Here is a 21,004-nt window from a genome sequence, read left to right as displayed (position 1 = left end):
AACGGTTCGCGTGAAGAAAAACGCGTCAAACAAAAATCCAGAGCTTCGGTTCTGATTCAATCAGAACCGAAGCTCTAGAGGCGAAGCGAGTCGCCGTGAAATAGCCATCCGGCGAACGCAACCAGCGTCAGCGCGATCGAGGCAAAGATGCTGACGAGCTTGATCGTCGTGATCGCCTTCAGGATCGAGACGGAACGTGCCGCCGCATGCGGGTCGCCGTGCAGCAACAACCAGGCCAGCAAGCAATCCTCGATCAGGTCGCTGAGCAGATACACCGCCGGCACGACCAGGCCGAGCCACGCTGCAGCCGGATAGATCTGGTTGAGCCAGTATGATGACGCCGCGCCCATTGCGCCCGCCAGCGCCAGCATGACGATAAGATCGAGCGGGAACAGAATCGGGAAGACATATTTCATCCGCAGATCGGATTGCACCAGCTCGCCGAGCTGATCGCCGGTGTAGCTCAGCGTCTTCTCCGGAAAGCGGGTTCGGAATCTGCCCACGAAAACGCGATCGGAGTAGCGGCCGACCCACCAGAACAGTCCGAACGCACTCACCACCAATCCCGCGAGAATGATCGTCACGAGAGCTTGGTGGCTCATGCCGATCCATTCCTGTTAGGGCTGCGGAAGCTGCGGAAGGCAGCGGACAAGATGATCGCGCGCACCGGCGAAATCCTGAAGGGGAGAAGAATATCAACGCAATATCGCAATGACTTACGATGAGATTTCCACCTTTTCCGAAGTGTTGCAATTGAATTCTGCGGATCACTGCGGAGTGCGCGCACGCGCGCCCGATGCCGGCCGCAGACTCCAGAACGACGATCGGCGTTCATGCCGCGTACACAGAACCGTCTTCAATTGGAGATTGAATCCTCCCCGTATTCTGCCGTACATAGAGGTCACGAATTTTCACGGCGGCCGCGGGGGCAACGGATGCCGAAGGATCTTGTGATTTGTTGCGATGGCACCGGCAACGAGATCGGCGCCAATATTTCCAACGTCCTGAAGCTGTTTCGCGTCGCCGACAAGGACGACCGGCAGCGGATCTACTATCATCCGGGTCTCGGCACGATCGGCCTGCAGAACAGCTGGGGCCGCTTCAAGCAGGAGGTGCGCGGCCTTTTCGGGCTGGCCTTCGGCGCCGGTCTCGACGAGGACACGCTTGGCGCCTACCGGTTTTTGTGCCGGCTCTGGGAGCCCGGCGACCGGGTCTGGATGTTCGGCTTCAGCCGCGGCGCCTATACCGTGCGCACGCTGGCGGCCTTCGTCCATGTGATGGGCCTGTTGCCGGTCGACCAGCTCGATATCGCGGACTACGCGTTCAACACCTACAAGAAAGCCAGCTCCGACTCCCAGAAATCGGACGGCACTTTCGACGATGCCCCGCTGAAGGAAGCCTGGCACTTCAGCCAGATCGCCGGGGGGCGCAACATCGACATCGAGTTCGTCGGGGTCTGGGACACCGTGGCCTCGATCATCGTGCCGCGGCAGGACAACTTCCTGTTCGACATCCAGACGCTGCTGTTCACCCGCACCAATTCCAGCGTCAGGCGATTCCGCCAGGCGATCTCGATCGATGAACGCAGGCGCATGTTCCGCCTCAACCGCTGGATTGAACCGCAGAAATTCCGCTCCGATCCGTTCAATCCGGCAAGGGAGGTGGAGCAGGACATTCGCCAGGTCTGGTTCGCCGGCGTGCACTCCGACGTCGGCGGCGGCTATCCCGAGGACCAGAGCGGGCCGTCAAAATTTCCGCTGATCTGGATGCTCGAGCAGGCCGGGTCCGCCGGGCTGCACATGGATCAGGCGCTGATCGATCATCTCGCCTGGGGGATGCCGCTGCCGCCGCACAAGCACGACTATGTGCCGCCGAGCGCGACGGCCCCGCTGCACAATTCGCTGACCGCCGCCTGGGAAATCCTGGAATGGATTCCGAAGAGCGACAAATGGAAGGAATGGCCGGAGCGGAAGTCCTTCCTCGGCTTCTATCTGCCACGCGGCGAGCCGCGGCCTATACCGGAAGGGGCGACCATCCACGCCTCGGTGCTGGAGCGCATGGAGAAGGATCCGGCCTACCGGCCGATCAACCTGCCGAAGACCTACAAGGTCGAGCCAATGACGCCGCCGCCGGCGCGGCCCGCTCCGACCGCCTGACAACGTCAGAGTTTCCCATCTTGAGGCGCTCTTCTTTACGCGAGCCGGCATCCGCTTCGCTGGAAAGCGCTTTGCGCATCGATCGGTATCCTTGATCCGCATGCGGCTGAGCTCAGCCGACGCATCGGCGCGCGCGATGGCGGCAGCCATTGCCTCAATTGAGTTTATCGCAGGACGGTGTATTAACACGTTTCGTTCCGGAATCGTTCGATCCGGGAACCCGAATCGCCCTCCCAGGGATCATGACCGCCCAACCAGCCCTCGATCATGCATCCGCTTCGCCTCGCGACGCGCGGTCCGTGCTCAGTTCCGTGTTCGGCCTGTCGGGCTTCCGCGGCGCGCAGGAGAAGATCGTCCGCCACGTCACCGATGGTGGCAATTGCCTGGTGCTGATGCCGACCGGCGGCGGCAAGTCGCTGTGCTACCAGCTGCCGTCGCTGCTGCGCGACGGCTGCGGCATCGTGGTGTCGCCCTTGATCGCGCTGATGCGCGACCAGGTCGCGGGCCTCACCGAGGCCGGCGTCAACGCGGCGGTGCTGAACTCGACGCTGTCCTATCAGGAAGCCTCCGAGGTCGAGCGGCGGCTGCTCGCCGGCGATCTCGATTTGCTCTATGTCGCGCCGGAACGGCTGCTGACGCCGCGCTGCCTCAACCTGCTCGGCCAGGCGCAGATCGCGCTGTTTGCGATCGACGAGGCGCATTGCGTCTCGCAATGGGGCCATGATTTCCGTCCGGAATATATCGGCCTGTCCGCACTCGCCGAGCGCTTCCCCAAGGTGCCGCGTATCGCGCTGACCGCAACCGCGGACGCGCTGACGCGAAAGGAGATCGCCGAGCGGCTGTCACTCACCGACGCGCCGGAGTTCGTCGCAAGCTTCGACCGCCCCAACATCCGCTATGAGATCATCGACAAGCAGAACGCCACCACGCAGCTGAAGAACTTCATCAAGGAGCGGCATGCCGGCGATGCCGGCGTGGTCTATTGCCTGTCGCGCGCCAAGGTCGAGGACGTCGCGGCTTCGCTGAGCGAGGCCGGCATTCCCGCGCTGCCCTATCACGCCGGGCTCGACGCCAGCGTGCGTGCCCGGCATCAGGACCGCTTCCTCAATGAGGACGGCATCGTGATCGTTGCCACGATCGCGTTCGGCATGGGCATCGACAAGCCCGACGTGCGCTTCGTCGCGCATCTCGATTTGCCGAAGAGCATCGAGGCCTACTACCAGGAAACCGGACGCGCCGGCCGTGACGGCAAGCCATCGGCGGCGTGGATGGCCTATGGCCTTTCCGACATCGTGCAGCAGCGCCGCATGATCGACGAATCGACGGGCTCCGACGCCTTCAAGCGCGTCTCGATCGGCAAGCTCGATGCGCTGGTTGCGCTTGCCGAGACCGTGCATTGCCGGCGGCAACGCCTGCTCGGCTATTTCGGCGAGACGGACGCGCACGAAAATTGCGGCAATTGCGACAACTGCCTGACTCCGCCGCGGGTCCGCGACGGCAAGGTGCTCGCACAGAAGCTATTGTCCTGCGTCTATCGCACCGGGCAGCGGTTTGGCGCCATGCACCTGATCGACGTGCTGGTCGGGCGGCTGACCGAACGCGTCAAGCAGTTCAGTCACGACCAATTGTCGGTGTTCGGCATCGGCCGCGAGCTCAATGAGAAGCAATGGCGCGCGGTGCTGCGCCAGCTGGTGGCGATGGGCCATCTGCGCGCCGACAGCGACGCCTTTGGCGCGCTGAAGCTGACCGACAGCGCCCGCGGCGTGCTGAAGGGCGAGACCGCGGTGATGCTGCGCGAGCAGCCGGAAGGCGCGCGCAACCGCGCGGTGCGCGGCAAGTCACGCCGCGGCGAGCTCGCGCCCGCAGCCGACAGCCCCGGCGGGATCGCCAACCCCGCCCTGCATGCGGCCTTGCGCGCCTGGCGCTCGGAGGTCGCGCGCCAGCGCGGCGTGCCGGCCTATGTGGTGCTGCATGATTCGACCATCGACGGCATCGCCGCGATGCGTCCCGATACGCTGGGCGAACTGCGCAACATCGCCGGGATCGGCGACAAGAAGCTCGAGCATTACGGCGACGAGCTGATCCGGATCGTGAAGTCCAACGACGGCTGATTGCCCTAATCATCCGTCACTTGGGCATGGCCGCTCCCGATTGGCCCAGTAAGGACATTGAGGACAGACCTCACCTTCGGGATAATCAGTTCCCTCCTCGTGAGGGCATCCCAGCAGCTCAGAAGTCAGCGCCACCGAACGAACCTCCTCGGCCCGAAGAAAGGTGGCGACCTCTTCCATGATCGTCGAATTGGCGCGGATGTCACCAGTTTCGACAACCCATCTGCGCAACGCGAATGGCGGCGCCTCCGGCGCCGTGATCACCGCAACTGCAACCTTACTGCCACGGGTATTGTCAGGCCCGTAGAACGCCACGGTCCCCACCGGATAACCGCGAAAGCCTGATTTGCTCTTCTTTTCCAGCCATTTCTGTGGTTGCCAACCGATTTTCATCGCGATCTCCTCGAATAGGAATTTGGCAACGACATACGTCGCCTCACAAAATCTGCTCGTCTCAGGAAGGCTTGGACGTCAACAACTTGATAAAATTCCGCTTCGCCTTGTGGCGCATCATGAGATCGGCGAGATAGGTCGAATGTTGAGCGGCTCCATCAAGCCGCCGCATGCGTTTGATCAGGGCATGTGCGGAGCCGTAGTTGGCCTGCCCTCCCATCCGAACCTTGCGTTCTACCAGGTAGGCATAGGCCTTCAGCGCCTCAGCGGGAAGGTCCGGTTCGCTGGCTCTGGCGAGCTCTTCCATGAGATCTTCGCGGCACCCATGCTTGCCCACGGCCGCCCATGCGTCCGCCAGCAGCCCTTCCAACATCAGCACTCGAACGAGAATATCGGCCGCCCTTAGCCAAACCCATTCCGTCTGCGGGCCCGATTTTGCAGCTCGGTCGTTCAGGACGGTAAGGGCCCCGTCGCGAACCAAACTCTGTTGCTTGCGATCGCGGGCGGTAGATTTCAATCGCTGGTACAGTTCGACGCTGGGCTCCCTGCTGAACATTCTCCAAAGCAGCCTGTCGACGTCTTCGTTCCGTCCATTGCGCCCAAGGAGATCGCAAGCAAAGAGAACCAGACGCCGGTCGGGGTCGTCCTCGAACTTCCACAGCCCCTCTTCGGCCCATTTCAACGCCTCTTGCTCCCGCCCGTCATCGAGACAAACCTGAGCAATGCCAAGATAGTCACCGGCGCTCGACAAATCGTTCGATCGAATGGCGATGATCGCATCGATGTCGTTGTCTCTTTCGGCAAAGCGCTCCAACATGGTTCGGATCGCATATTCACGAGCCCGACGGGTCTCCGCTCCTCTTCCCCGCCTGGACTTCACCTTTTGCCATGCCATGGTTGCGAGCTTGCGATACTCGGCAAGACCAGCCTCACCGAGTATATCGGCGTAGGTCTCGCTTGCGCCGAAGAAGAAATCAGAGTCCGAGTCGACTTCGCGCGCGAACAGCGTTCGCGCCAGTTCAATAGGATCGGGCCCCGACTTCTCACAAGCACTTACGTGAATCTCGCAGGCCCGCACGTAGCACGCCCCTCCGCCACCGTCAGAATCATCGACCTTGGTCAGCGCATCGTCCATTCGCGCGAAAAAATGATCGAGCAGCTCCAGGACAAGCGAGGCTCTCCCACCTTCGAGCAGCCCCGAAATGCGATCAAGGACTCCGTCAATCGAACGGGTCCAATCGCGCATATCGCGATATTCGATGTAGCCACGAACACGGGTCGCATCGGTGATAGCCTTCTTGAAGCCCGCGAGCAGCGTAGTCTCGTCGCCCGTGTCCAATTCGGCCGACAGTCCCAATTGTTCAAACAGCTTGGTATCTTTCTCAGCGAGCTGCAGAATCATCTCGACGAGATTCTCGACGCCCTTGGCACGCAGATGATTGCGAATCTTGTCAAGACGACTGGAAGCATGCTCCGCAGCAGCCGGCTCAAGACTGTTGGCGGCCAGAGCGGTTGCAGCCATATGCTTGCATGAGCCCCAGTCGCCGTAAGCCCGACATGTGCAGTTGCCGGAAAGCGTCCTGCCTTGGCCTTTGACCTCGCATCGATAGACATCGGTACCGACAACCCGTGCCACGACGCGGGCTTCGTCGATCGCGATGATCTCGACCCGCCCGTCCAGATGATAGGCGTGTCCTCGCTCGAAGGCCTTTTCGCCGACGGCGTCCCGCAATACAGCGACATCGAACCGAGTGACAGCTCCGCTCTTGAGGAGAGCGCGCCCCGGCGTTTGCACCATTGGCATGGGCCCCTGAACACTGATCGAGCTTCGTTCGTTTCATTATAACCATCGCACGCTCGCGTCTCGACACAACTTGCAGGTTTCCAACCGCATTATCGACGGGCCGAGGGCAGTCTCCAACTCTTCCCTTCTTATGGAACTTGGCCTTTGCGTGTCGAACAGCCCGCACAAGAGAGCCCGTACCGAACCACCTTCGGACCCTCGGCCCGGCATAGGAGCCATACCCGGCGCGGCAACGCATGCGCTTGCGGGCCGCGCCGCCCTCGCCCTAATCTTTCGGTCGTCGCGTCCAACGAGGCGCGGCCAAGACCTAACGACAAGACTTGCCGACAAGACATAACGACAAAAGATAGGGAAGAGACGGGCCATGGCTCAGGAGAGCACCGCGCGCAAAGCTGCGCGCCCTGCCGAAACTGGAACGTTCGACGCCGTCGTGATCGGCGCAGGGTTCGCCGGCATGTACATGCTGCATCGGCTGCGCGGGCTCGGCTTCACCGCACGGGTCTATGAGGCCGGCAGCGGCGTCGGCGGCACCTGGTACTGGAATCGCTATCCCGGCGCGCGCTGCGACGTCGAGAGCCTGCAATACTCCTTCTCGTTCTCCGAGGAACTCGACCAGGACTGGAGCTGGTCGGAGAAATATTCTCCGCAGCCCGAAATTCTCGCTTACGCCAACCACGTCGCCGACCGCTTCGACCTGCGCAGCCAGATCGTGTTCGACACCCGCGTCACGGCGGCGACCTTCGACGAGCAGGCAGGCAGCTGGCTGATCGAAACCGATCGCGGCGACAGGGTCACCGCCAAATTCTGCATCATGGCGGTCGGCTGCCTGTCGGCGCCGAACCGGCCCGCTTTCGCCGGGATGGCGGATTTCCGCGGACCAATCTATCACACCGGCGAATGGCCGCATCAGGGTGTCGACTTCACCGGCCTGCGCGTCGGCGTCATCGGCACCGGCTCGTCGGCGATCCAGTCGATCCCGATCATCGCGCAGCAGGCGTCGGAGCTCACCGTGTTCCAGCGCACCGCGACCTGGTCGGTGCCGGCATGGAACGAGCGGCTGTCGGCGGAGTATCTCAAGGAAGCCAAGGCGCATTATCCGGAGCTGCGCGCAAAAGCGCGAGCGCGCCCAACCGGCTTCTACTTTCAGTTCAACGCCCAGCCCGCATTGCAGGCAAGCGAGCACGAACGCGAGCGGCTCTATGAGGAAGCCTGGCAACGCGGCGGCCTGCCCTTCCTCGGCGCGTTCGGCGACCTCCTGTTCGAGAAGGCCGCCAACGACACCATCGCCGATTTCGCGCGCGAGAAGATACGCGGCATCGTCAAGGATCCCGCGACCGCCGAGCTGCTGTCCCCTCGAAACGTGTTCGGCTGCAAGCGGCTCTGCGTCGATACCAACTACTTCGAGACCTACAATCTGCCGCATGTGAAGCTGGTCGACGTGTCGACAACGCCGATCGAGCGCTTCACCACCGAGGGCATCGTGGTCGACGGCACCGAATACAAATTCGATGCAATCGTCTCCGCCACCGGCTTTGCCGCCATGACGGGCTCGTTCGACAAGATCGCGATCACCGGCCGCGGCGGGCAGACGCTCGCCGAAAAATGGCAGGCCGGCCCGCGCGCCTATCTCGGCCTCGCCTCGGAGGGATTTCCGAACCTGTTCATGATCACCGGGCCCGGCAGCCCGTCGGTGCTCGCGAGCATGATCCAGGCGATCGAGCAGCATGTCGACTGGCTGGCGGATTGCATCAGCCACATGCGCGACATCGGCGCCGGAACGATCGAGGCGGTCCGCGACGACGAGGACGCCTGGGTCGCCCATGTCAACGACGTCTCCACGGTCTCGCTGCGTTCGACCTGCAGCTCCTGGTATGTCGGCGCCAACATCCCGGGCCGCCCCCGCGTGTTCATGCCCTATATCGGCGGCTTCCCGATCTATGTGCAGAAATGCAATGAGGTGATGAATTCGGGCTATGACGGCTTCGTGCTGCAGGGCGGGCGCAACGGCAACGCGCCGCCGCAGGTCCGCTTCACCGAGCGCTGGCAGGTGCCGCTCGACATCGAGGTAATCTCGCCGGCCGCGGTCGCCGCCAAGCGCGTCCCCATGGTCTGAGCCTCAGCGGTATCCCGGCCGGGATTGCGCGTGATAGTGTCGTTGCCGCCCCGCGTTTCGCACCGCGGGCCGCACGGGGGACGATGGCCGACACGGCATTGCAGGGATTGGTCGAGCGGATCGGCGCGGATCACGTCGTGCGCCGGCTTGGAATCGAGGCCGCGCATGAGAAGCAGCTGTTCGGCCAGGGCACGCTCGTGTTCAACGTCGAGAACTGGAAGCTGGCGCCGTGGGTCGTCGAGACCGCGCTGAAGGTCGCCGGCCTGTATGGCCGCGCGCGCCGCAACGCCGACCGGGTCGAGATCCGGCGCAACCTGGTGACGTCAACGCGCCTGCCGGAGGCGTTCGACGGCTTCACCATCCTGCAGCTCAGCGATCTCCACGCCGACATCAGCCAGGGCGCGATGCGGCATCTGACGGACATCGTGCGCTATGTCGCCTGCGACGTCTGCGTCCTGACCGGCGATTATCGCGGCAAGACGTTCGGCCCGTTCGAGACCAGCCTCGCGCTGATGAGGGATCTCTGCGCACGGATCAAGCTGCCGCTCTACGGCATCCTCGGCAATCATGACAGCATCCGCATGACGCCGGCGCTGGAGGCGATGGGCATCAGGATGCTGTTCAACGAGCAGGAGCCGATCACGCGCGATGGCGCGACGATCCATCTCGCCGGCATCGACGATGCGCATTTCTATCGCACCGACGACATTGCAAAGTCTGCCGCAGCGATCCCGCGCGATGCGTTCTCGATCCTGCTCGCGCATACGCCGGAATCCTATCGCGAGGCCGCAGCGGTAGGCTTCGACCTGATGCTGAGCGGCCATACCCATGGCGGCCAGCTCTGCCTGCCCGGCGGCATCGCGATCAAGCTGGAGGCGCGGCTGCCGCGCAGGATGGGCCGGGGCGCCTGGCGTTTCGAGACGCTCGCCGGATACACGTCAACCGGCGCCGGCACCAGCCTCGCGCCGGTGCGGCTCAACTGCCCGGCCGAGATCACCGTGCATACGCTGCGGCGGCTCGGCTGAGCTCCGATATCCGCCCGTACGTTGCAGGCGTAGGATGGGTAGAGCGAAGCGAAACCCATCGATCTCACACGCGGAACGATGATGGGTTTCGCTTCGTTCTAACCATCCTACGAACGACCCGCCGTGCCGTCGCAGGCGACGCATAGCCAAAATTTCGAAAAACGACCGCATACAAAGGAGCCGGCGGAGGTCTCAATTTCCCCGTTTCGCGGTCGCGCTCTGCTCGTTCACCGTGCAGGTGATCAACAGCGTGTAGCCGCGCGCATCCTTGGCGATATCGGACGTCTCCTTCTTCGTCCCGTCGCGCCATTCGGCGGTCCGGTACATCACCGCGCTGTTGTCGAGGAAATCGCGCAGCGCCCCGGTCTTGATGGCGAAGTTGATGTTTTCCGGGATCGATCCCGTGGCCCGCGCCATCCTGACCGCGTCGAGCTTCGCGGCCACCACGCCGACCACGGCGCCGCCGAGATCGAACAGCGGTCCGCCGCTGTTGCCGGGCTGGACCGCGGCGCTGATCTGCAGATGACGCGTGTCGTTGAGGATGCCGCTCAGCGACGAGACGATGCCCGTGGTCACGGTGAAATCGGATGTCAGCAGGCCGTGATAGGGATAGCCGATTGCCACGACTCCGTCGCCAACCCGAATCGAGTTCTGCCGGATGCTCGCGACATCCTTGAACGGGGACGGCGCCTGCAGCAGCGCGAGATCGTTGGTCTCGTCGTCGGACACTAACCGCAATTTGACCGCCGCCGCGCCGCTCAGATTGCCCGTGATCTCGCTGCAACCATCGACCACATGATGGTTAGTAACGACGTGGCCGCTATCGCTGACGACGAAGCCGGTGCCGGTGCCTGATCTCGCCTGCTTCGCGGGCGGCGTGTTGGGTGCAGCAGCCTGCTGCGGCGGCGCGGCCGCAGGCTTTGTCGCGACCGCAAATTCACCGGCACTGGAGACGCCGTTCTTCTTCACCGAGACGACGCAGTTGAGCAGTGCCGGCAGCAGCTGCGCGGTCTGATTGAGATTGAACTGAAACAATTGCCCCTGCGCGAACGCCGTCATCTGGCGCGCCTTGCGGAACTGATTGATCAGCGCCGAATTCACCGGCATCTCGACATTCACGAGCTTCTCGCCGAGCGGCATGCCGTAGACATTGAACGCGGGCTGGCCGTCGAAGGTCAGCGCAAGCGGAAAGGCTTCGCCCGGCGTCAAACGCCAGCTGTCATGGGCCAAGCCCAGCCGCCAGCTGCCATTCGCGGCAACCGCCACCATGAAGAAGATGCCGCTCTGGTAGGTGCTCCCCGCCGAGCAATGCGTGAACGCACCGCTCTTGTCGTCGGTAAAGGCGCCGCCCTTCCAATTGCCGACCGTGATCGAGCCGTAGGGACCGCGGGCGCTCGATGGAGTTGCGGACGCAAACAGCCACACGGCCACAACGGCCGCCCAGATCGCAACTCTCATGACATGCACTCCCCAGCCACAACCCCTTATAGGAGGCGGAGAAATTCATCCGCAAGTGGTGCGCGGCTTGGCCTTTGGTCCAGCGGCCACGCAATACCGCCGCAGATGAGGCGATCGCCACACCCTCTGGTTACAGATGGCATGTTCCTATTATGTTCCTAAAATGTCAACCCGGACACATTCCAGCCGCCGCGCCAAGCGGACGCTATTGCGGCTCCCGAACCGAAGACTGCGCCGGCGGATTTGGATCGCTGAACCAGTAGCGGGATGCCAGCCCATGAACGCCGACACCGATCAGGAAAATGCCGGCATAGAGTTCGACCGCGTGGTTCAGCGCCAGCAGGCGGGCGCGCAACACGGCGCCGTGGCCCGGGTAAGCCCAAAACCAATGCCCCACCGCGACGATGCCGACGCCGAGCGCGGCGATGGCTCGGCCGGCCGCATTCATCATCCTCACGCGAAGGTCTCCCGACTCGCCCGGCCTGGGCAGGATATCGGGAGAAGCTGACGCCGACCTGACGTGGTAGGGGCGTAGCCCGGATGAAGCCAACGGGTCGCGCGAACGCGCGCCCGATGACAGGCTCCGCGTAATCCGGGGCAATCTCTCCGTGGCGAGAATCCCGGATTTCGCTTCGCTCCATCCGGGCTACGAAATCGAAAACTCTGGCCCGCCTCAGCCGTTCCTGAACGCGTAGGCGTAGCCGTTGAGCGCCGGCGCGCCGCCGAGATGGGCGTAGAGCACCTTCGACCCGGCCGGGAAGAAACCCTTCTGCACCAGATCGATCATGCCCTGCATCGATTTCCCCTCGTAGACAGGGTCGGTGATCATGCCTTCCAGCCGTGCGCTGAGCCGGATCGCCGCCTTGGTCTCCTCCGACGGCACGCCATAGGCGGGATAGGCGTAGTCCTCGATCAGCACGACATCATCCTCGACGATGTCGCGGCCGAGTTCGACCAAATCAGCGGTGTTCTGCGCGATCGACAGCACCTGTGCCTTGGTCTGCGCAGGCGTGAACGAACCATCGATGCCGATCACGTTGCGCGCGCGCCCGTCGGCGGCGAAGCCGACCAGCATGCCGGCATGGGTGGAGCCGGTCACCGTGCAGACGATGATGTAGTCGAACTTGACGCCGAGCTGGCGCTCCTGCGCGCGCACCTCTTCGGCGAAGCCGACATAGCCGAGCCCACCATATTTGTGCACGGAGGCGCCGGCCGGGATCGCGTAGGGCTTGCCGCCCGCCGCCTTCACTTCCTCGATCGCCTGCTCCCAACTCTGGCGAATGCCGATGTCAAAACCTTCGTCGACCAGGCGCACATCCGCGCCCATCACGCGCGAGAGCAGGATGTTGCCGACGCGGTCATAGACTGCGTCCTCATGCGGCACCCAGCTTTCCTGCACCAGCCGGCACTTCATGCCGATCTTGGCCGCAACCGCCGCAACCATGCGCGTGTGGTTCGACTGCACGCCGCCGATCGACACCAGCGTGTCGGCGTTGGAGGCGATCGCGTCGGGGATGATGTATTCGAGCTTGCGCAGCTTGTTGCCGCCGAAGGCGAGCCCGGAATTGCAATCCTCACGCTTGGCATAGAGCTCGACCTTGCCGCCGAGGTGCTTTGACAGCCGATCGAGCTTCTCGATGGCGGTCGGCCCGAAGGTGAGCGGGTAGCGTGCGAACTTCTCCAGCATACTGGCATCCTCTTTGGTGGTCTGGAACGGTGGTCAGAACTATCACTCCAGCTGCGAAAGGTGCTCTCTAAGTCAGGCCACCCGATCGTCGAAGATTGCTGAATTTTCACCAGATGATATGTTTTCTCTCACATTACCGGCCAATAATGAGAGATTCTTCCATGTCCGCCCGACTCGACCGCATCGACCTCAAGATGTTGAGATTGCTGCAAAAGAACGGCCGGCTCAGCAACGCCGAGCTGGCCGACCAGGTCGGCGTCAGCCCCGCCACCTGCCATCGCCGGACCCAGGCGCTGTTCGACGAGGGCTTTCTCAGCGGCGTCCGCGCCATGGTGGCGCCGCGCAAGGTCGGCAAGGGCGCGCTGGTGATGGTCGGCGTCGTGCTCGACCGCTCGACGCCGGAGAGCTTTGCGAGCTTCGAGCAGGCAGTGGCGAAGCTGAAGTTCGTGCTCGACTGTCACCTCGTCGCCGGCGACTTCGATTATTTCCTCAAGATCCGCGTCGGCGACATGGAGGACTTCAACCGCATCCATGGCGACCAGCTGATCGCGCTGCCCGGCGTGCGGCAGACGCGTACCTTCTTCGTGATGAAGGAGGTGGTGGACAATGCGGAGCTGGAGTTCTGAGCTTTAGTTCCGCTCGGCAACCTACTTCGAAGCTTTGGCGATCTTGTGCGCGAGATGGCCGGTCTGATGATCTCTGCGGAGTTGGCTCAGCGAGGTCTCGTTCAACGCAGCCAGGACATCGCTCAGCTTCTCGGTTTCGGGATAACCCGCCGCGAAACCTGGTCCGTAAACCTTGCGCAAGGTGCGGAGCAGCGTGTTTCCGTGCTTGCCGCTGATTTCGCCATCCTTGTTGGGATGCCGGTGGTCGAGACCTGCCTTGCTCATGTTGCTCTCCCTTGTGTCATTGGCCGGCAGCATCTGCCTGCGGAGATCAAATGGCAATTGAGGCCGCAAACGGCCGGGAACCCACCCAGCGCTCTCACCCATCCTTGGTCGAAGGCGAGTATTCGGTGGCTATTTGCGGCGTATTCGGTCAATGTAACCAACGTGCTCCTGCGGACTCCGGAGAGGCCTGACGCGGCCATCGAACAGCAAGCCGCGTCCATACGGGAAGCCACAGCTCCATTGCGTCACAGCACAGTCCTGCGTGAGAGCACCCCCAACTGCAGAGGTGGACAGATGTCATATGCCTACAAGCTGAATGAAGACGTTCACCACCGGGCCCAGGGGCCGCAAGGTCGTGCCGAGGCCGATGAGCCGGCGGTCTACACCATCATTCAACGCATGCCGATTGAAGCCGACGGGCGGCTTCGATACCGAATCAGGAGCAAGGCAGGCAATATCGAGCGCGTGGTAACGGAAGAGCAGCTGACGTACTCGCAATAGGCAACGCGGCGCCGGAGGTCTGAGCCAGACGCGATCCCCAACAGCTGCTGCGTCGGCCAGCCTGCCCGAGAGGAGTAGTCCTTTCATTCGACTTGATGGGCCGCGCAAATCGGCGCAGTCTCTCCCGGACTCCCCACAGAGCCGCTGGGTCGCGCGCGCCGATGCGCGGGTCGATTCATCCGGGGATGACAGTCATGAACGTCACGGCGATGAGACTGGCCATACCGTTGCTGGCACTTGCGGCCGGCGGAACCGCTGCGTTCATCTTCGGCATCCACCAAACCCAGCAGATCCTGGGCGTAAACACCCGCTTGATCGCGACGGCGCCAGCGGCTCCCGCGGGAAACCAAGACAAGACTGCGCTGGCAAAGACGCAGACCGAGACCGCGGCGCTGGCCAACGCGTTGGCAGGACCGTCGCCAACACCGGGCGGCAACGCGGTGCCGGAGTTCGACGTCGTGAGCATCGAGCCGACCGGTGAGACCGTTGTCGCCGGCCGTGCGCTCCCTGGCGCGACGGTGGAATTGCTGCGCAATGGCGAGGTGCACGATCGCGCCGTGGCGGACAAGTCCGGCCAGTTCGTCATGGTGCCGCGCCCGCTTCCGCCGGGAAACTACGACCTCACCCTGCGCATCACGCATGACGGCAAGCAGGTGACTTCCAAGCAGAGTGTGGCAGTGGCGCTCGACGCTGCGGCCAGCGAGCGGCCGATGGTGGCGCTGATGGCGCCGGACAAGCCGATCCGCGTGCTGTCGCAACCTGCGGCGGCGACGCACGGGAAGGTGGCTGTCGAGGCCGTCGAGACCGAACCGGGCGGCAAGCTCCATGTCAGCGCGCAGGCAACTCCCGGCGCGAACGTCAGGCTCTATCTCAACGACAGTCTGATCACATCCGCGACTGCCGACGCGGCGGGGCACCTCTCGGTCACGATCAACAAGGGCGTAACGACCGGCGATTATCGGATCCGGCTTGACGACGTCGACCCCGGCTCCGGCAAGGTCCGCGCGCGTGCCGAAGTGCCGTTCAACGTTCCGGACACGACGACGACCGCATCGATCCGGGCGCCTGCGGCATCGTCCGGCCGTACGGATGGGACCACGCAGCGGCTCGCGGCGGCAACCACCGCCGCATTGAGCTCCCCCTCCGCCGTGATCGTGCCGAAGATCACCACCACCACCGTCGCCCGTGGCGACAGCCTGTGGCGGATCAGCCAGCGCGCATTGGGTGCCGGCCAGCGCTACGCGGTGATCTACCGGGCCAACATGCAGCAGATCCGCAATCCCAATTTGATCTATCCCGGCCAGGTGTTCGTCCTGCCGGCTCGGTAAGGCCAACATTCCGCCATCGATCCCTGCCGCAGGGCCACCCCGGTTGTTGCCGTCCTTGGCGGTGTGGCAGGTCTGGCGCACGCGCGCGCGCCACACTAGATGTGCTGCCATGCAGCACCCCGCCCTCGAGGATTTCGTCGCCGGCCACCAGCGCCTGTTTGTCCTGACCGGGGCCGGCTGCAGCACCAATTCCGGCATTCCCGATTATCGCGACAGCGACGGCAACTGGAAGCGGACGCGGCCGGTGACGATCCAGGCATTTTTGGGTGAGGCAGCGACGCGCCAGCGCTACTGGGCGCGCAGCATGGTCGGCTGGCGACGATTCGGCCGCGCGGCGCCGAACGGTGCGCATCGCGCCCTGGCGAAGCTCGAACAACAAGGCCGCTGCGAGCTGCTCTTGACGCAGAATGTCGACCGCCTGCACCAGGCCGCGGGCAGCCAGCGCGTGATCGACCTGCACGGCCGGCTCGATGTGGTGCGCTGCCTCGGCTGCGGCGCGACGACGCCACGCGAGCAGTTTCAGGGTCAGTTGACGCGGCTGAATCCCGCCTGGCTCACGCTCGATGCCGTCGATGCCCCTGACGGCGATGCCGATCTCGAGCAGGATTTTTCGTCGTTCGTGGTGCCAGCCTGCGAGGCTTGCGGCGGCGTGCTGAAACCCGACGTGGTGTTCTTCGGCGAGAACGTGCCGCGCGATACCGTCGCGTCGGCGCAGGCGCATCTCGAACAGGCCGACGCTCTTCTGATCGTCGGCTCCTCGCTGATGGTCTATTCCGGGTTTCGCTTCGTCCGGATGGCGGAGCAGCGCGGCTTGCCGATCGCCGCGGTCAATCTCGGCCGGACCCGCGCCGACGATCTGCTCACGCTCAAGGTCGAGGATAGTTGCGAGACCGCGCTGGCGTTTTTGCTGTAGCGCGCCGCACTCTCCACGTCATTGCGAGCGAAGCGAAGCAATCCATCGTGCCGCACACGTTGAAGCATGGATTGCTTCGTCGCTGTCGCTCCTCGCAATGACGACGGGATAGATTATCCCGTCACGCGCGATGGCGCTGCGACTTGGCCATCGGCATGTTGGCGTTCCAGTGCGTCCAGCTGACGCTGGCGAGGCTGCCCCGGTCCGTTGCCAACGGACGACGCGTGCGGCGCTCGTACTCGGCGATGCAGCGGCCGGATTCGCCGATCTTGCGCTGCAATTCGTCGATCGTCATCTGCGTCGCGCGGCCGCAATTGGCCTTGCCGAGCTGATCGACCTCGATCGCCTTCAACGCCGCACGCAGCTTCTTGAGCTGCGCGCGCTGCCAGGCAATGTGACTGTTGCTGTCTGCTGTCATGTGGCCGCCACCATCTTCGATCGTTGCACGCCGTTGGGAACCTCGATGTCGACTTCCAGCATCGAGACAAACTTGCCCCGGTCCATCCGAACCACGACCTTGTCGGGATCGACGTCGATATGCTTGGAGACCACGCCCAGGATTTCCGAGCGGAGCATCTCCAGAAGGTCCGGCGTGCCGGTCCGGCCGCGCTCATGCGACAGCAGGATCTGCAACCGCTCCCGCGCGACGGGCGCCGATGCAGAGCGGCCGCCGAACAGCCGCATTACGTTCATCATGCCGCCCTCCGTCGCAGCAGCCGGTCCATCAATCCCTTGCGCTCGACCGGCACGGTCATCTCCACCTGCTCGCCCATCAGGCGCCGCACCGCGTCGGTATAGGCCCGCGCCGGCGCGCTGCTCGCAGCGTTCAGCGTGACCGGGCAGCCGACATTGGAGGCGCGCAGCACGTCCTGGCTTTCCGGGACGATGCCGAGCAGCGGCGTGGCAAGGATTTCCAGGATATCGTCGATCGACAGCATCTCGCCGCGCGCGGCACGGGCGCTGTCGTAGCGGGTGACCAGCAGATGCTTCTCGACCCGCTCGCCGCGCTCGGCGCGGGCCGTCTTGGAATCCAGCATGCCGATGATGCGGTCGGAATCGCGCACCGACGACACTTCCGGATTGGTGACGATGATGGCCTCGTCGGCATAGCGCATCGCGAGCGTCGCGCCGCGCTCGATGCCGGCCGGGCTGTCGCACAGGATCCAGTCGAACTTGGTCTTGAGATCGGCGATCACGCGCTTGACGCCTTCTTCGGTCAGCGCGTCCTTGTCGCGGGTCTGCGACGCCGGCAGCAGCCAGAGATTCTCCAGCCGCTTGTCGCGGATCAGCGCCTGCGGCAGCTTGGCGACGCCCTGCACCACGTTGATGAGGTCGAACACGACCCGCCGTTCCGCGCCCATCACCAAATCGAGGTTACGCAGGCCGACGTCGAAATCGATGACGACGACGCTCTGGCCCATTTGCGCGAGCGCCGCGCCAAGCGCAGCGGTGGAGGTCGTCTTGCCGACCCCGCCCTTCCCAGACGTCACGACCAATACCTTGGCCATTCTCTCTCTCCTTGTGGTCGATCAGTTCAAAGCTGTGATGCGCAGCATTTCGCCCTCGAGCCACGCCTGGGCGGGCCGGTTGCGCAAGCTGTCGGCGATTTCATCTGCGGTCTGGTAGTAGCCGTCGATGGCGAGCAGTTCGGCCTCGATCTTCTGGCAGAAGATCCGGGCCGCCGAATTGCCGTTGATGCCGGCCATCGCGCGGCCGCGCAGCGTGCCGTAGACATGGATCGAGCCGCCCGCGACGATCTCGGCGCCGGAGCCGACCGAGCCGAGCACGGTGACATCGCCCTCGGCAAACACGATCGACTGGCCGGAACGCACCGGGCTCTCCAGCAGCAGCGACGGCAGCTTGGTCTTGTCCTTGTCTTTGTTCTTTTCCTGCGCCGGCGGCGTCTTCGGCTCGACATGGGTGATCGCGCAGGCGCGGCCGCCGGTCAGAAGCGGCGGCAGGTTGGCGCCGAGCCTGGATTCGTCGACGCCTTCGATGCCGAGAATGCGGATATTGCGTTCAGCGAGGCTGCCGACCAGATGCGCGATCGCGGCCTGGCTGAGGTCGACCGCCGAGAGGTCCAGCACCACAGGCTTGCCGGTGAAGAAGCCCGGCGACTTCCCCAGCGTCGCGTCGATCTCGGCCAGCCAGGACACCACAGGCACGACGGGCGAGAAAACGAACGCAACATAGGAACGGCCGCGCATGCGGACCTGCTGACGTGCCACCTGTGGAGTTGCGTCCATCGCCTCTGACTCGGTTGTCTTGTCGAATGGTTAACAATCGGACCGCATGGTTAACCAAAGGTTAACAGAGGGGGGTGTTTTCACGGATTTGCGAGGGCTGCCCCTCCCGCAATCGCCGCTGGCTGCGACCTGTTGCCTGGACGCATGATTCTGAGACCGGCGGGCGCGGATCACCGCCGCAACGACGGCGACCGTTCGGCCTGCACGGATGCATCGAACACCGCGCGGCATGACGGGCTGAGCTGCTCGACTTGCGAGGCCATGCAATCCCTGATCCGGCCGCGATCCGGAATGTAGGCGCCACACAAGCGCACCGCGTCACCCATGCAGGCCTGACGCTGCATCGATTCGTTTGGACCGGACTGGGCCATAACGGGCGCGACGGTCGCACTGAGAAGCACGAGGGCAAGACGAAGTTTCATGGATCACTCTCTCACTGGCAGGTCGAAGTGTTGGTCGAGACTGGATGTCACGACGGCGGCGTGCGGCCGTTGCCGGCTGCGGGTTCGGCGTCGGCTTGCGACGGCGGAAGATGCAGAAGCGTTGCGATCGTCGTATCGAGCAGCTGCGCCCGCGCTGTCTCGGGATCGATCTCGGGCGCGAACCGGCCGAGCAGCATCGGAAAGGCCGGCGGCTGGTTGAGCGCCGCGTTGAGCAGCGCAAAGAACAGCGCCGGATGGCTGCTGCGGATGATGCCCGCCGCGATGCCGGCCTCGAAGAGTTCGCGCGCGCTCTCATAGGCCGGACGCAGCAGCTTTTCGGTCACCATCGCGGAGCGCTCCGGCGCTTCCGCGCCGTGGCGAACCACGAAGTCCCTCACCTGCGGATGCGCGGCATAGAACGTGGCGACGCGGATGATGAGATCGCGCAGCCGGTCAGCCAGCGAACGGCGCGTGTCGGTGGCGATGGTGTGCACCTCGGCCATCACAGGCTCCGCAAACGTCACGACGCGGTCGAGGCAGGCCTCCCACAGCGCGGCCTTGTTACCGAAGTGGACGCGCACGAGGTTCGGCGCGACGCCCGCCGCCGCGGCGACGCTGCGCAGGTCGGCGCCGTCGAAGCCGAGACTCGCAAAGGCCTCGGTCGCCGCGATCAGCAGCGCCTGGCGGCCGTCGGGCAGATCCCTGCTGCGGCGTCCCTTGGGCCGGGAGGCCGGCGCCGCCACCAATTTACTCGGATCAGTCATCATCGCTCTTATATGTACGATTGCACATATAGGAGCATGAACCGCCTTTTCAAGGCAACGAGCCCGGATCGGGGCCGGTCAAAAACACTTTTTGAATCAGACGATTGCGCCTATTCCGCCTTGATGTTGGCCGACTTGACGATCGGCCACCATTTCTCGACCTCGGCGGCTTGATGGTCGCGCAGCGCAGCGGGGCTCTGTCTGTCCGGTGACGGGATCTCCTGGCCGAGCTCGGCGAAGCGTTGCCGAACGACCGGCTCGGCGAGCGCCGACGTCACCGCCTTCGACAACGTCGACACGATATCGGCCGGCGTTCCCTTCGGCGCCCAGATGCCGTGCCAATAGGCGATATAGAGGCCCGGCAATCCGGCTTCGTCGACCGTCGGAATCTCGGGTGCCGATGCGAGCCGCGATGATGCGGTCACCGCAAAAGCCTTCACGGTCCCGCTCTTCACCTGCGGCAGCGAGTTGGAGGCCTGATCGAACATGATGTCGATATGCCCGGCCATCAAATCGTTCAGCGCGGGACCGGCGCCGCGATACGGCACGAAGGAGAACTTCGTGCCCGTCAGCTGCTGGAAGAACACGCCCGCGACATGCGCGCCCGAACCCGGGCCCGCGGTGCCGGCCGTCGCCTTGTCGCCATTGGTCTTGAGCCAGGCGATCAGCTCCTTCAGATTTGTCGCCGGCAGATCGGGCCGTCCGATGATGAGCTGCGGTCCGCTCGCGATTAGTGCAATCGGTGCGAATTCGCGCACGTCATATTGCAGCTGATAGATCGCGCCGTTGAGGCAATGCGTACCCCAATGCCCGATCGTGATCGTGGTGCCGTCCGGCGCCGCGCGCGAGGCGCGCAGGCCCGCGACCGTGCCGGAGGCGCCCGTGACATTCTCGATGATGACGGGATGCCCGAGCGTATTGCGCATATATTCGGCGAGGATCCGCGCCAGCACGTCGGTCGGGCCGCCCGCGGCGAACGGCACGATCATCGTGATCGGGCGCGCAAGCGTTTCCGCGCGCGTGCCGCGGGAAGCAAGCGGCAGCGTCGCCGCGCCGAGCGCGAGTTGCAGGAATGGCCGGCGAGACATGTTGGGCATGCGCGTTCCCCCTCATGCTCTCATAGAGCCGGCAGTGTCGCGCGGTCCAGCGTCAGACGTCAGAGACGCGATATCCGTATTTGAACGGCAAAGCTT

The 21,004-nt window shown here is 64.0% G+C and carries 22 protein-coding genes; 8 read left to right on the top strand and 14 right to left on the bottom strand.

Annotation, left to right across the window (positions count from 1 at the left end; genetic code table 11):
- Positions 1-74 precede the first annotated feature (74 nt).
- On the bottom strand, positions 75-602 hold the full coding sequence (locus tag AAFG07_RS02485) for a hypothetical protein (RefSeq protein WP_342725857.1): 528 nt from the start codon (positions 600-602) through the stop codon (positions 75-77).
- Between the two features lie 333 nt (positions 603-935).
- On the opposite strand from AAFG07_RS02485, the gene AAFG07_RS02480 reads away from it, so the two are divergent.
- Positions 936-2,156: a DUF2235 domain-containing protein gene (locus AAFG07_RS02480; RefSeq protein WP_342725856.1), complete on the top strand. Its 1,221-nt coding sequence runs from the start codon at positions 936-938 to the stop codon at positions 2,154-2,156.
- A gap of 242 nt (positions 2,157-2,398) precedes the next feature.
- Positions 2,399-4,267: a DNA helicase RecQ gene (gene recQ, locus AAFG07_RS02475; protein ID WP_342725855.1), complete on the top strand. Its 1,869-nt coding sequence runs from the start codon at positions 2,399-2,401 to the stop codon at positions 4,265-4,267.
- A 9-nt stretch (positions 4,268-4,276) separates the two neighbouring features.
- Here the strand turns inward: recQ and AAFG07_RS02470 are convergent, their stop codons facing one another.
- Both AAFG07_RS02470 and AAFG07_RS02465 read right to left on the bottom strand, forming a co-directional pair.
- The gene (locus AAFG07_RS02470; RefSeq protein WP_342725854.1) at positions 4,277-4,660 is read right to left on the bottom strand and encodes a hypothetical protein; all 384 of its coding nucleotides are present in this window, start codon (positions 4,658-4,660) and stop codon (positions 4,277-4,279) included.
- 61 nt (positions 4,661-4,721) lie between these two features.
- Positions 4,722-6,458, bottom strand: a complete 1,737-nt coding sequence (locus AAFG07_RS02465; RefSeq protein WP_342725853.1) for a DUF6880 family protein — start codon at positions 6,456-6,458, stop codon at positions 4,722-4,724.
- Positions 6,459-6,828: 370 nt separating this feature from the next.
- On the opposite strand from AAFG07_RS02465, the gene AAFG07_RS02460 reads away from it, so the two are divergent.
- Complete coding sequence (locus AAFG07_RS02460; protein WP_342725852.1) at positions 6,829-8,577, top strand: NAD(P)/FAD-dependent oxidoreductase; 1,749 nt, start codon at positions 6,829-6,831, stop codon at positions 8,575-8,577.
- 83 nt (positions 8,578-8,660) lie between these two features.
- Complete coding sequence (locus AAFG07_RS02455) at positions 8,661-9,602, top strand: metallophosphoesterase (protein WP_342725851.1); 942 nt, start codon at positions 8,661-8,663, stop codon at positions 9,600-9,602.
- A 192-nt stretch (positions 9,603-9,794) separates the two neighbouring features.
- Here the strand turns inward: AAFG07_RS02455 and AAFG07_RS02450 are convergent, their stop codons facing one another.
- The 3 genes from AAFG07_RS02450 to AAFG07_RS02440 form a co-directional block, all read right to left on the bottom strand.
- A complete protein-coding gene (locus AAFG07_RS02450) occupies positions 9,795-11,060 on the bottom strand; it encodes a trypsin-like peptidase domain-containing protein (RefSeq protein ID WP_342725850.1) in 1,266 nt (421 codons plus the stop codon).
- Between the two features lie 205 nt (positions 11,061-11,265).
- Complete coding sequence (locus AAFG07_RS02445) at positions 11,266-11,511, bottom strand: hypothetical protein (protein ID WP_342729438.1); 246 nt, start codon at positions 11,509-11,511, stop codon at positions 11,266-11,268.
- Between the two features lie 222 nt (positions 11,512-11,733).
- On the bottom strand, positions 11,734-12,747 hold the full coding sequence (locus AAFG07_RS02440) for a 1-aminocyclopropane-1-carboxylate deaminase (RefSeq protein WP_212316739.1): 1,014 nt from the start codon (positions 12,745-12,747) through the stop codon (positions 11,734-11,736).
- A 161-nt stretch (positions 12,748-12,908) separates the two neighbouring features.
- Here AAFG07_RS02440 and AAFG07_RS02435 point away from each other — a divergent pair, with 161 nt between their 5' ends.
- A complete protein-coding gene (locus AAFG07_RS02435) occupies positions 12,909-13,373 on the top strand; it encodes an Lrp/AsnC family transcriptional regulator (protein WP_092122337.1) in 465 nt (154 codons plus the stop codon).
- Between the two features lie 21 nt (positions 13,374-13,394).
- Here the strand turns inward: AAFG07_RS02435 and AAFG07_RS02430 are convergent, their stop codons facing one another.
- Positions 13,395-13,637 (bottom strand): hypothetical protein, encoded by a 243-nt coding sequence (locus tag AAFG07_RS02430; protein WP_176534192.1) that lies wholly within the window; start codon positions 13,635-13,637, stop codon positions 13,395-13,397.
- Between the two features lie 294 nt (positions 13,638-13,931).
- Here AAFG07_RS02430 and AAFG07_RS02425 point away from each other — a divergent pair, with 294 nt between their 5' ends.
- The 3 genes from AAFG07_RS02425 to AAFG07_RS02415 all read left to right on the top strand — a co-directional run bounded on the left by AAFG07_RS02425 (position 13,932) and on the right by AAFG07_RS02415 (position 16,379).
- Positions 13,932-14,138 carry a hypothetical protein gene (locus AAFG07_RS02425; RefSeq protein ID WP_092122331.1) on the top strand — a complete coding sequence of 69 codons (207 nt, stop codon included), beginning with the start codon at positions 13,932-13,934 and terminating at the stop codon, positions 14,136-14,138.
- Between the two features lie 194 nt (positions 14,139-14,332).
- Complete coding sequence (locus AAFG07_RS02420; RefSeq protein WP_342725849.1) at positions 14,333-15,466, top strand: LysM peptidoglycan-binding domain-containing protein; 1,134 nt, start codon at positions 14,333-14,335, stop codon at positions 15,464-15,466.
- 109 nt (positions 15,467-15,575) lie between these two features.
- Positions 15,576-16,379: an NAD-dependent protein deacetylase gene (locus AAFG07_RS02415; protein WP_342725848.1), complete on the top strand. Its 804-nt coding sequence runs from the start codon at positions 15,576-15,578 to the stop codon at positions 16,377-16,379.
- A 121-nt stretch (positions 16,380-16,500) separates the two neighbouring features.
- On the opposite strand, the gene AAFG07_RS02410 is transcribed toward AAFG07_RS02415, so the two are convergent.
- From AAFG07_RS02410 to AAFG07_RS02380, 7 genes are all read right to left on the bottom strand, one after another.
- Entirely contained in the window at positions 16,501-16,797 is a 297-nt protein-coding gene (locus AAFG07_RS02410) for a hypothetical protein (RefSeq protein WP_092122321.1), read from the bottom strand.
- Positions 16,794-17,072, bottom strand: coding sequence for a cell division topological specificity factor MinE (gene minE / locus AAFG07_RS02405; RefSeq protein ID WP_171948207.1), 279 nt, complete (start codon positions 17,070-17,072; stop codon positions 16,794-16,796). The genes AAFG07_RS02410 and minE overlap by 4 nt, the downstream gene beginning before the upstream one ends.
- A complete protein-coding gene (gene minD, locus AAFG07_RS02400; protein ID WP_342725847.1) occupies positions 17,072-17,887 on the bottom strand; it encodes a septum site-determining protein MinD in 816 nt (271 codons plus the stop codon). Before minD ends, minE begins: the two co-directional genes overlap by 1 nt.
- 21 nt (positions 17,888-17,908) lie before the next feature.
- The gene (minC, locus tag AAFG07_RS02395; protein WP_342725846.1) at positions 17,909-18,625 is read right to left on the bottom strand and encodes a septum site-determining protein MinC; all 717 of its coding nucleotides are present in this window, start codon (positions 18,623-18,625) and stop codon (positions 17,909-17,911) included.
- 170 nt (positions 18,626-18,795) lie between these two features.
- Positions 18,796-19,047, bottom strand: a complete 252-nt coding sequence (locus tag AAFG07_RS02390) for a hypothetical protein (protein WP_342725845.1) — start codon at positions 19,045-19,047, stop codon at positions 18,796-18,798.
- Positions 19,048-19,094: 47 nt separating this feature from the next.
- Positions 19,095-19,811 carry a TetR/AcrR family transcriptional regulator gene (locus AAFG07_RS02385; protein WP_342725844.1) on the bottom strand — a complete coding sequence of 239 codons (717 nt, stop codon included), beginning with the start codon at positions 19,809-19,811 and terminating at the stop codon, positions 19,095-19,097.
- A gap of 110 nt (positions 19,812-19,921) precedes the next feature.
- Positions 19,922-20,899: a tripartite tricarboxylate transporter substrate-binding protein gene (locus tag AAFG07_RS02380; protein WP_342729437.1), complete on the bottom strand. Its 978-nt coding sequence runs from the start codon at positions 20,897-20,899 to the stop codon at positions 19,922-19,924.
- Between the last annotated feature and the right edge of the window lie 105 nt (positions 20,900-21,004).

The sequence above is a fragment of the Bradyrhizobium sp. B097 genome (genome assembly GCF_038957035.1).
GTDB lineage: Bacteria > Pseudomonadota > Alphaproteobacteria > Rhizobiales > Xanthobacteraceae > Bradyrhizobium.
Note: the sequence above shows the minus strand (reverse complement) of the source record. Positions and strands in the feature narration are given on the sequence as shown.

Bases quoted from the DNA above. Each gene is read 5' to 3' on its own strand.
- AAFG07_RS02430 (WP_176534192.1), bottom strand. From the start codon at position 13,637: ATGAGCAAGGCAGGTCTCGACCACCGGCATCCCAACAAGGATGGCGAA.
- AAFG07_RS02435 (WP_092122337.1), top strand. From the start codon at position 12,909: ATGTCCGCCCGACTCGACCGCATCGACCTCAAGATGTTGAGATTGCTG.
- AAFG07_RS02420 (WP_342725849.1), top strand. From the start codon at position 14,333: ATGAACGTCACGGCGATGAGACTGGCCATACCGTTGCTGGCACTTGCG.
- recQ (WP_342725855.1), top strand. From the start codon at position 2,399: ATGACCGCCCAACCAGCCCTCGATCATGCATCCGCTTCGCCTCGCGAC.
- minE (WP_171948207.1), bottom strand. From the start codon at position 17,072: ATGAACGTAATGCGGCTGTTCGGCGGCCGCTCTGCATCGGCGCCCGTC.
- minC (WP_342725846.1), bottom strand. From the start codon at position 18,625: ATGGACGCAACTCCACAGGTGGCACGTCAGCAGGTCCGCATGCGCGGC.
- AAFG07_RS02425 (WP_092122331.1), top strand. From the start codon at position 13,932: ATGTCATATGCCTACAAGCTGAATGAAGACGTTCACCACCGGGCCCAG.
- AAFG07_RS02410 (WP_092122321.1), bottom strand. From the start codon at position 16,797: ATGACAGCAGACAGCAACAGTCACATTGCCTGGCAGCGCGCGCAGCTC.
- AAFG07_RS02445 (WP_342729438.1), bottom strand. From the start codon at position 11,511: ATGATGAATGCGGCCGGCCGAGCCATCGCCGCGCTCGGCGTCGGCATC.
- AAFG07_RS02455 (WP_342725851.1), top strand. From the start codon at position 8,661: ATGGCCGACACGGCATTGCAGGGATTGGTCGAGCGGATCGGCGCGGAT.
- AAFG07_RS02415 (WP_342725848.1), top strand. From the start codon at position 15,576: ATGCAGCACCCCGCCCTCGAGGATTTCGTCGCCGGCCACCAGCGCCTG.
- AAFG07_RS02485 (WP_342725857.1), bottom strand. From the start codon at position 602: ATGAGCCACCAAGCTCTCGTGACGATCATTCTCGCGGGATTGGTGGTG.
- AAFG07_RS02465 (WP_342725853.1), bottom strand. From the start codon at position 6,458: ATGGTGCAAACGCCGGGGCGCGCTCTCCTCAAGAGCGGAGCTGTCACT.
- AAFG07_RS02470 (WP_342725854.1), bottom strand. From the start codon at position 4,660: ATGAAAATCGGTTGGCAACCACAGAAATGGCTGGAAAAGAAGAGCAAA.
- AAFG07_RS02460 (WP_342725852.1), top strand. From the start codon at position 6,829: ATGGCTCAGGAGAGCACCGCGCGCAAAGCTGCGCGCCCTGCCGAAACT.
- minD (WP_342725847.1), bottom strand. From the start codon at position 17,887: ATGGCCAAGGTATTGGTCGTGACGTCTGGGAAGGGCGGGGTCGGCAAG.
- AAFG07_RS02480 (WP_342725856.1), top strand. From the start codon at position 936: ATGCCGAAGGATCTTGTGATTTGTTGCGATGGCACCGGCAACGAGATC.
- AAFG07_RS02440 (WP_212316739.1), bottom strand. From the start codon at position 12,747: ATGCTGGAGAAGTTCGCACGCTACCCGCTCACCTTCGGGCCGACCGCC.
- AAFG07_RS02385 (WP_342725844.1), bottom strand. From the start codon at position 19,811: ATGACTGATCCGAGTAAATTGGTGGCGGCGCCGGCCTCCCGGCCCAAG.
- AAFG07_RS02390 (WP_342725845.1), bottom strand. From the start codon at position 19,047: ATGAAACTTCGTCTTGCCCTCGTGCTTCTCAGTGCGACCGTCGCGCCC.
- AAFG07_RS02450 (WP_342725850.1), bottom strand. From the start codon at position 11,060: ATGAGAGTTGCGATCTGGGCGGCCGTTGTGGCCGTGTGGCTGTTTGCG.
- AAFG07_RS02380 (WP_342729437.1), bottom strand. From the start codon at position 20,899: ATGTCTCGCCGGCCATTCCTGCAACTCGCGCTCGGCGCGGCGACGCTG.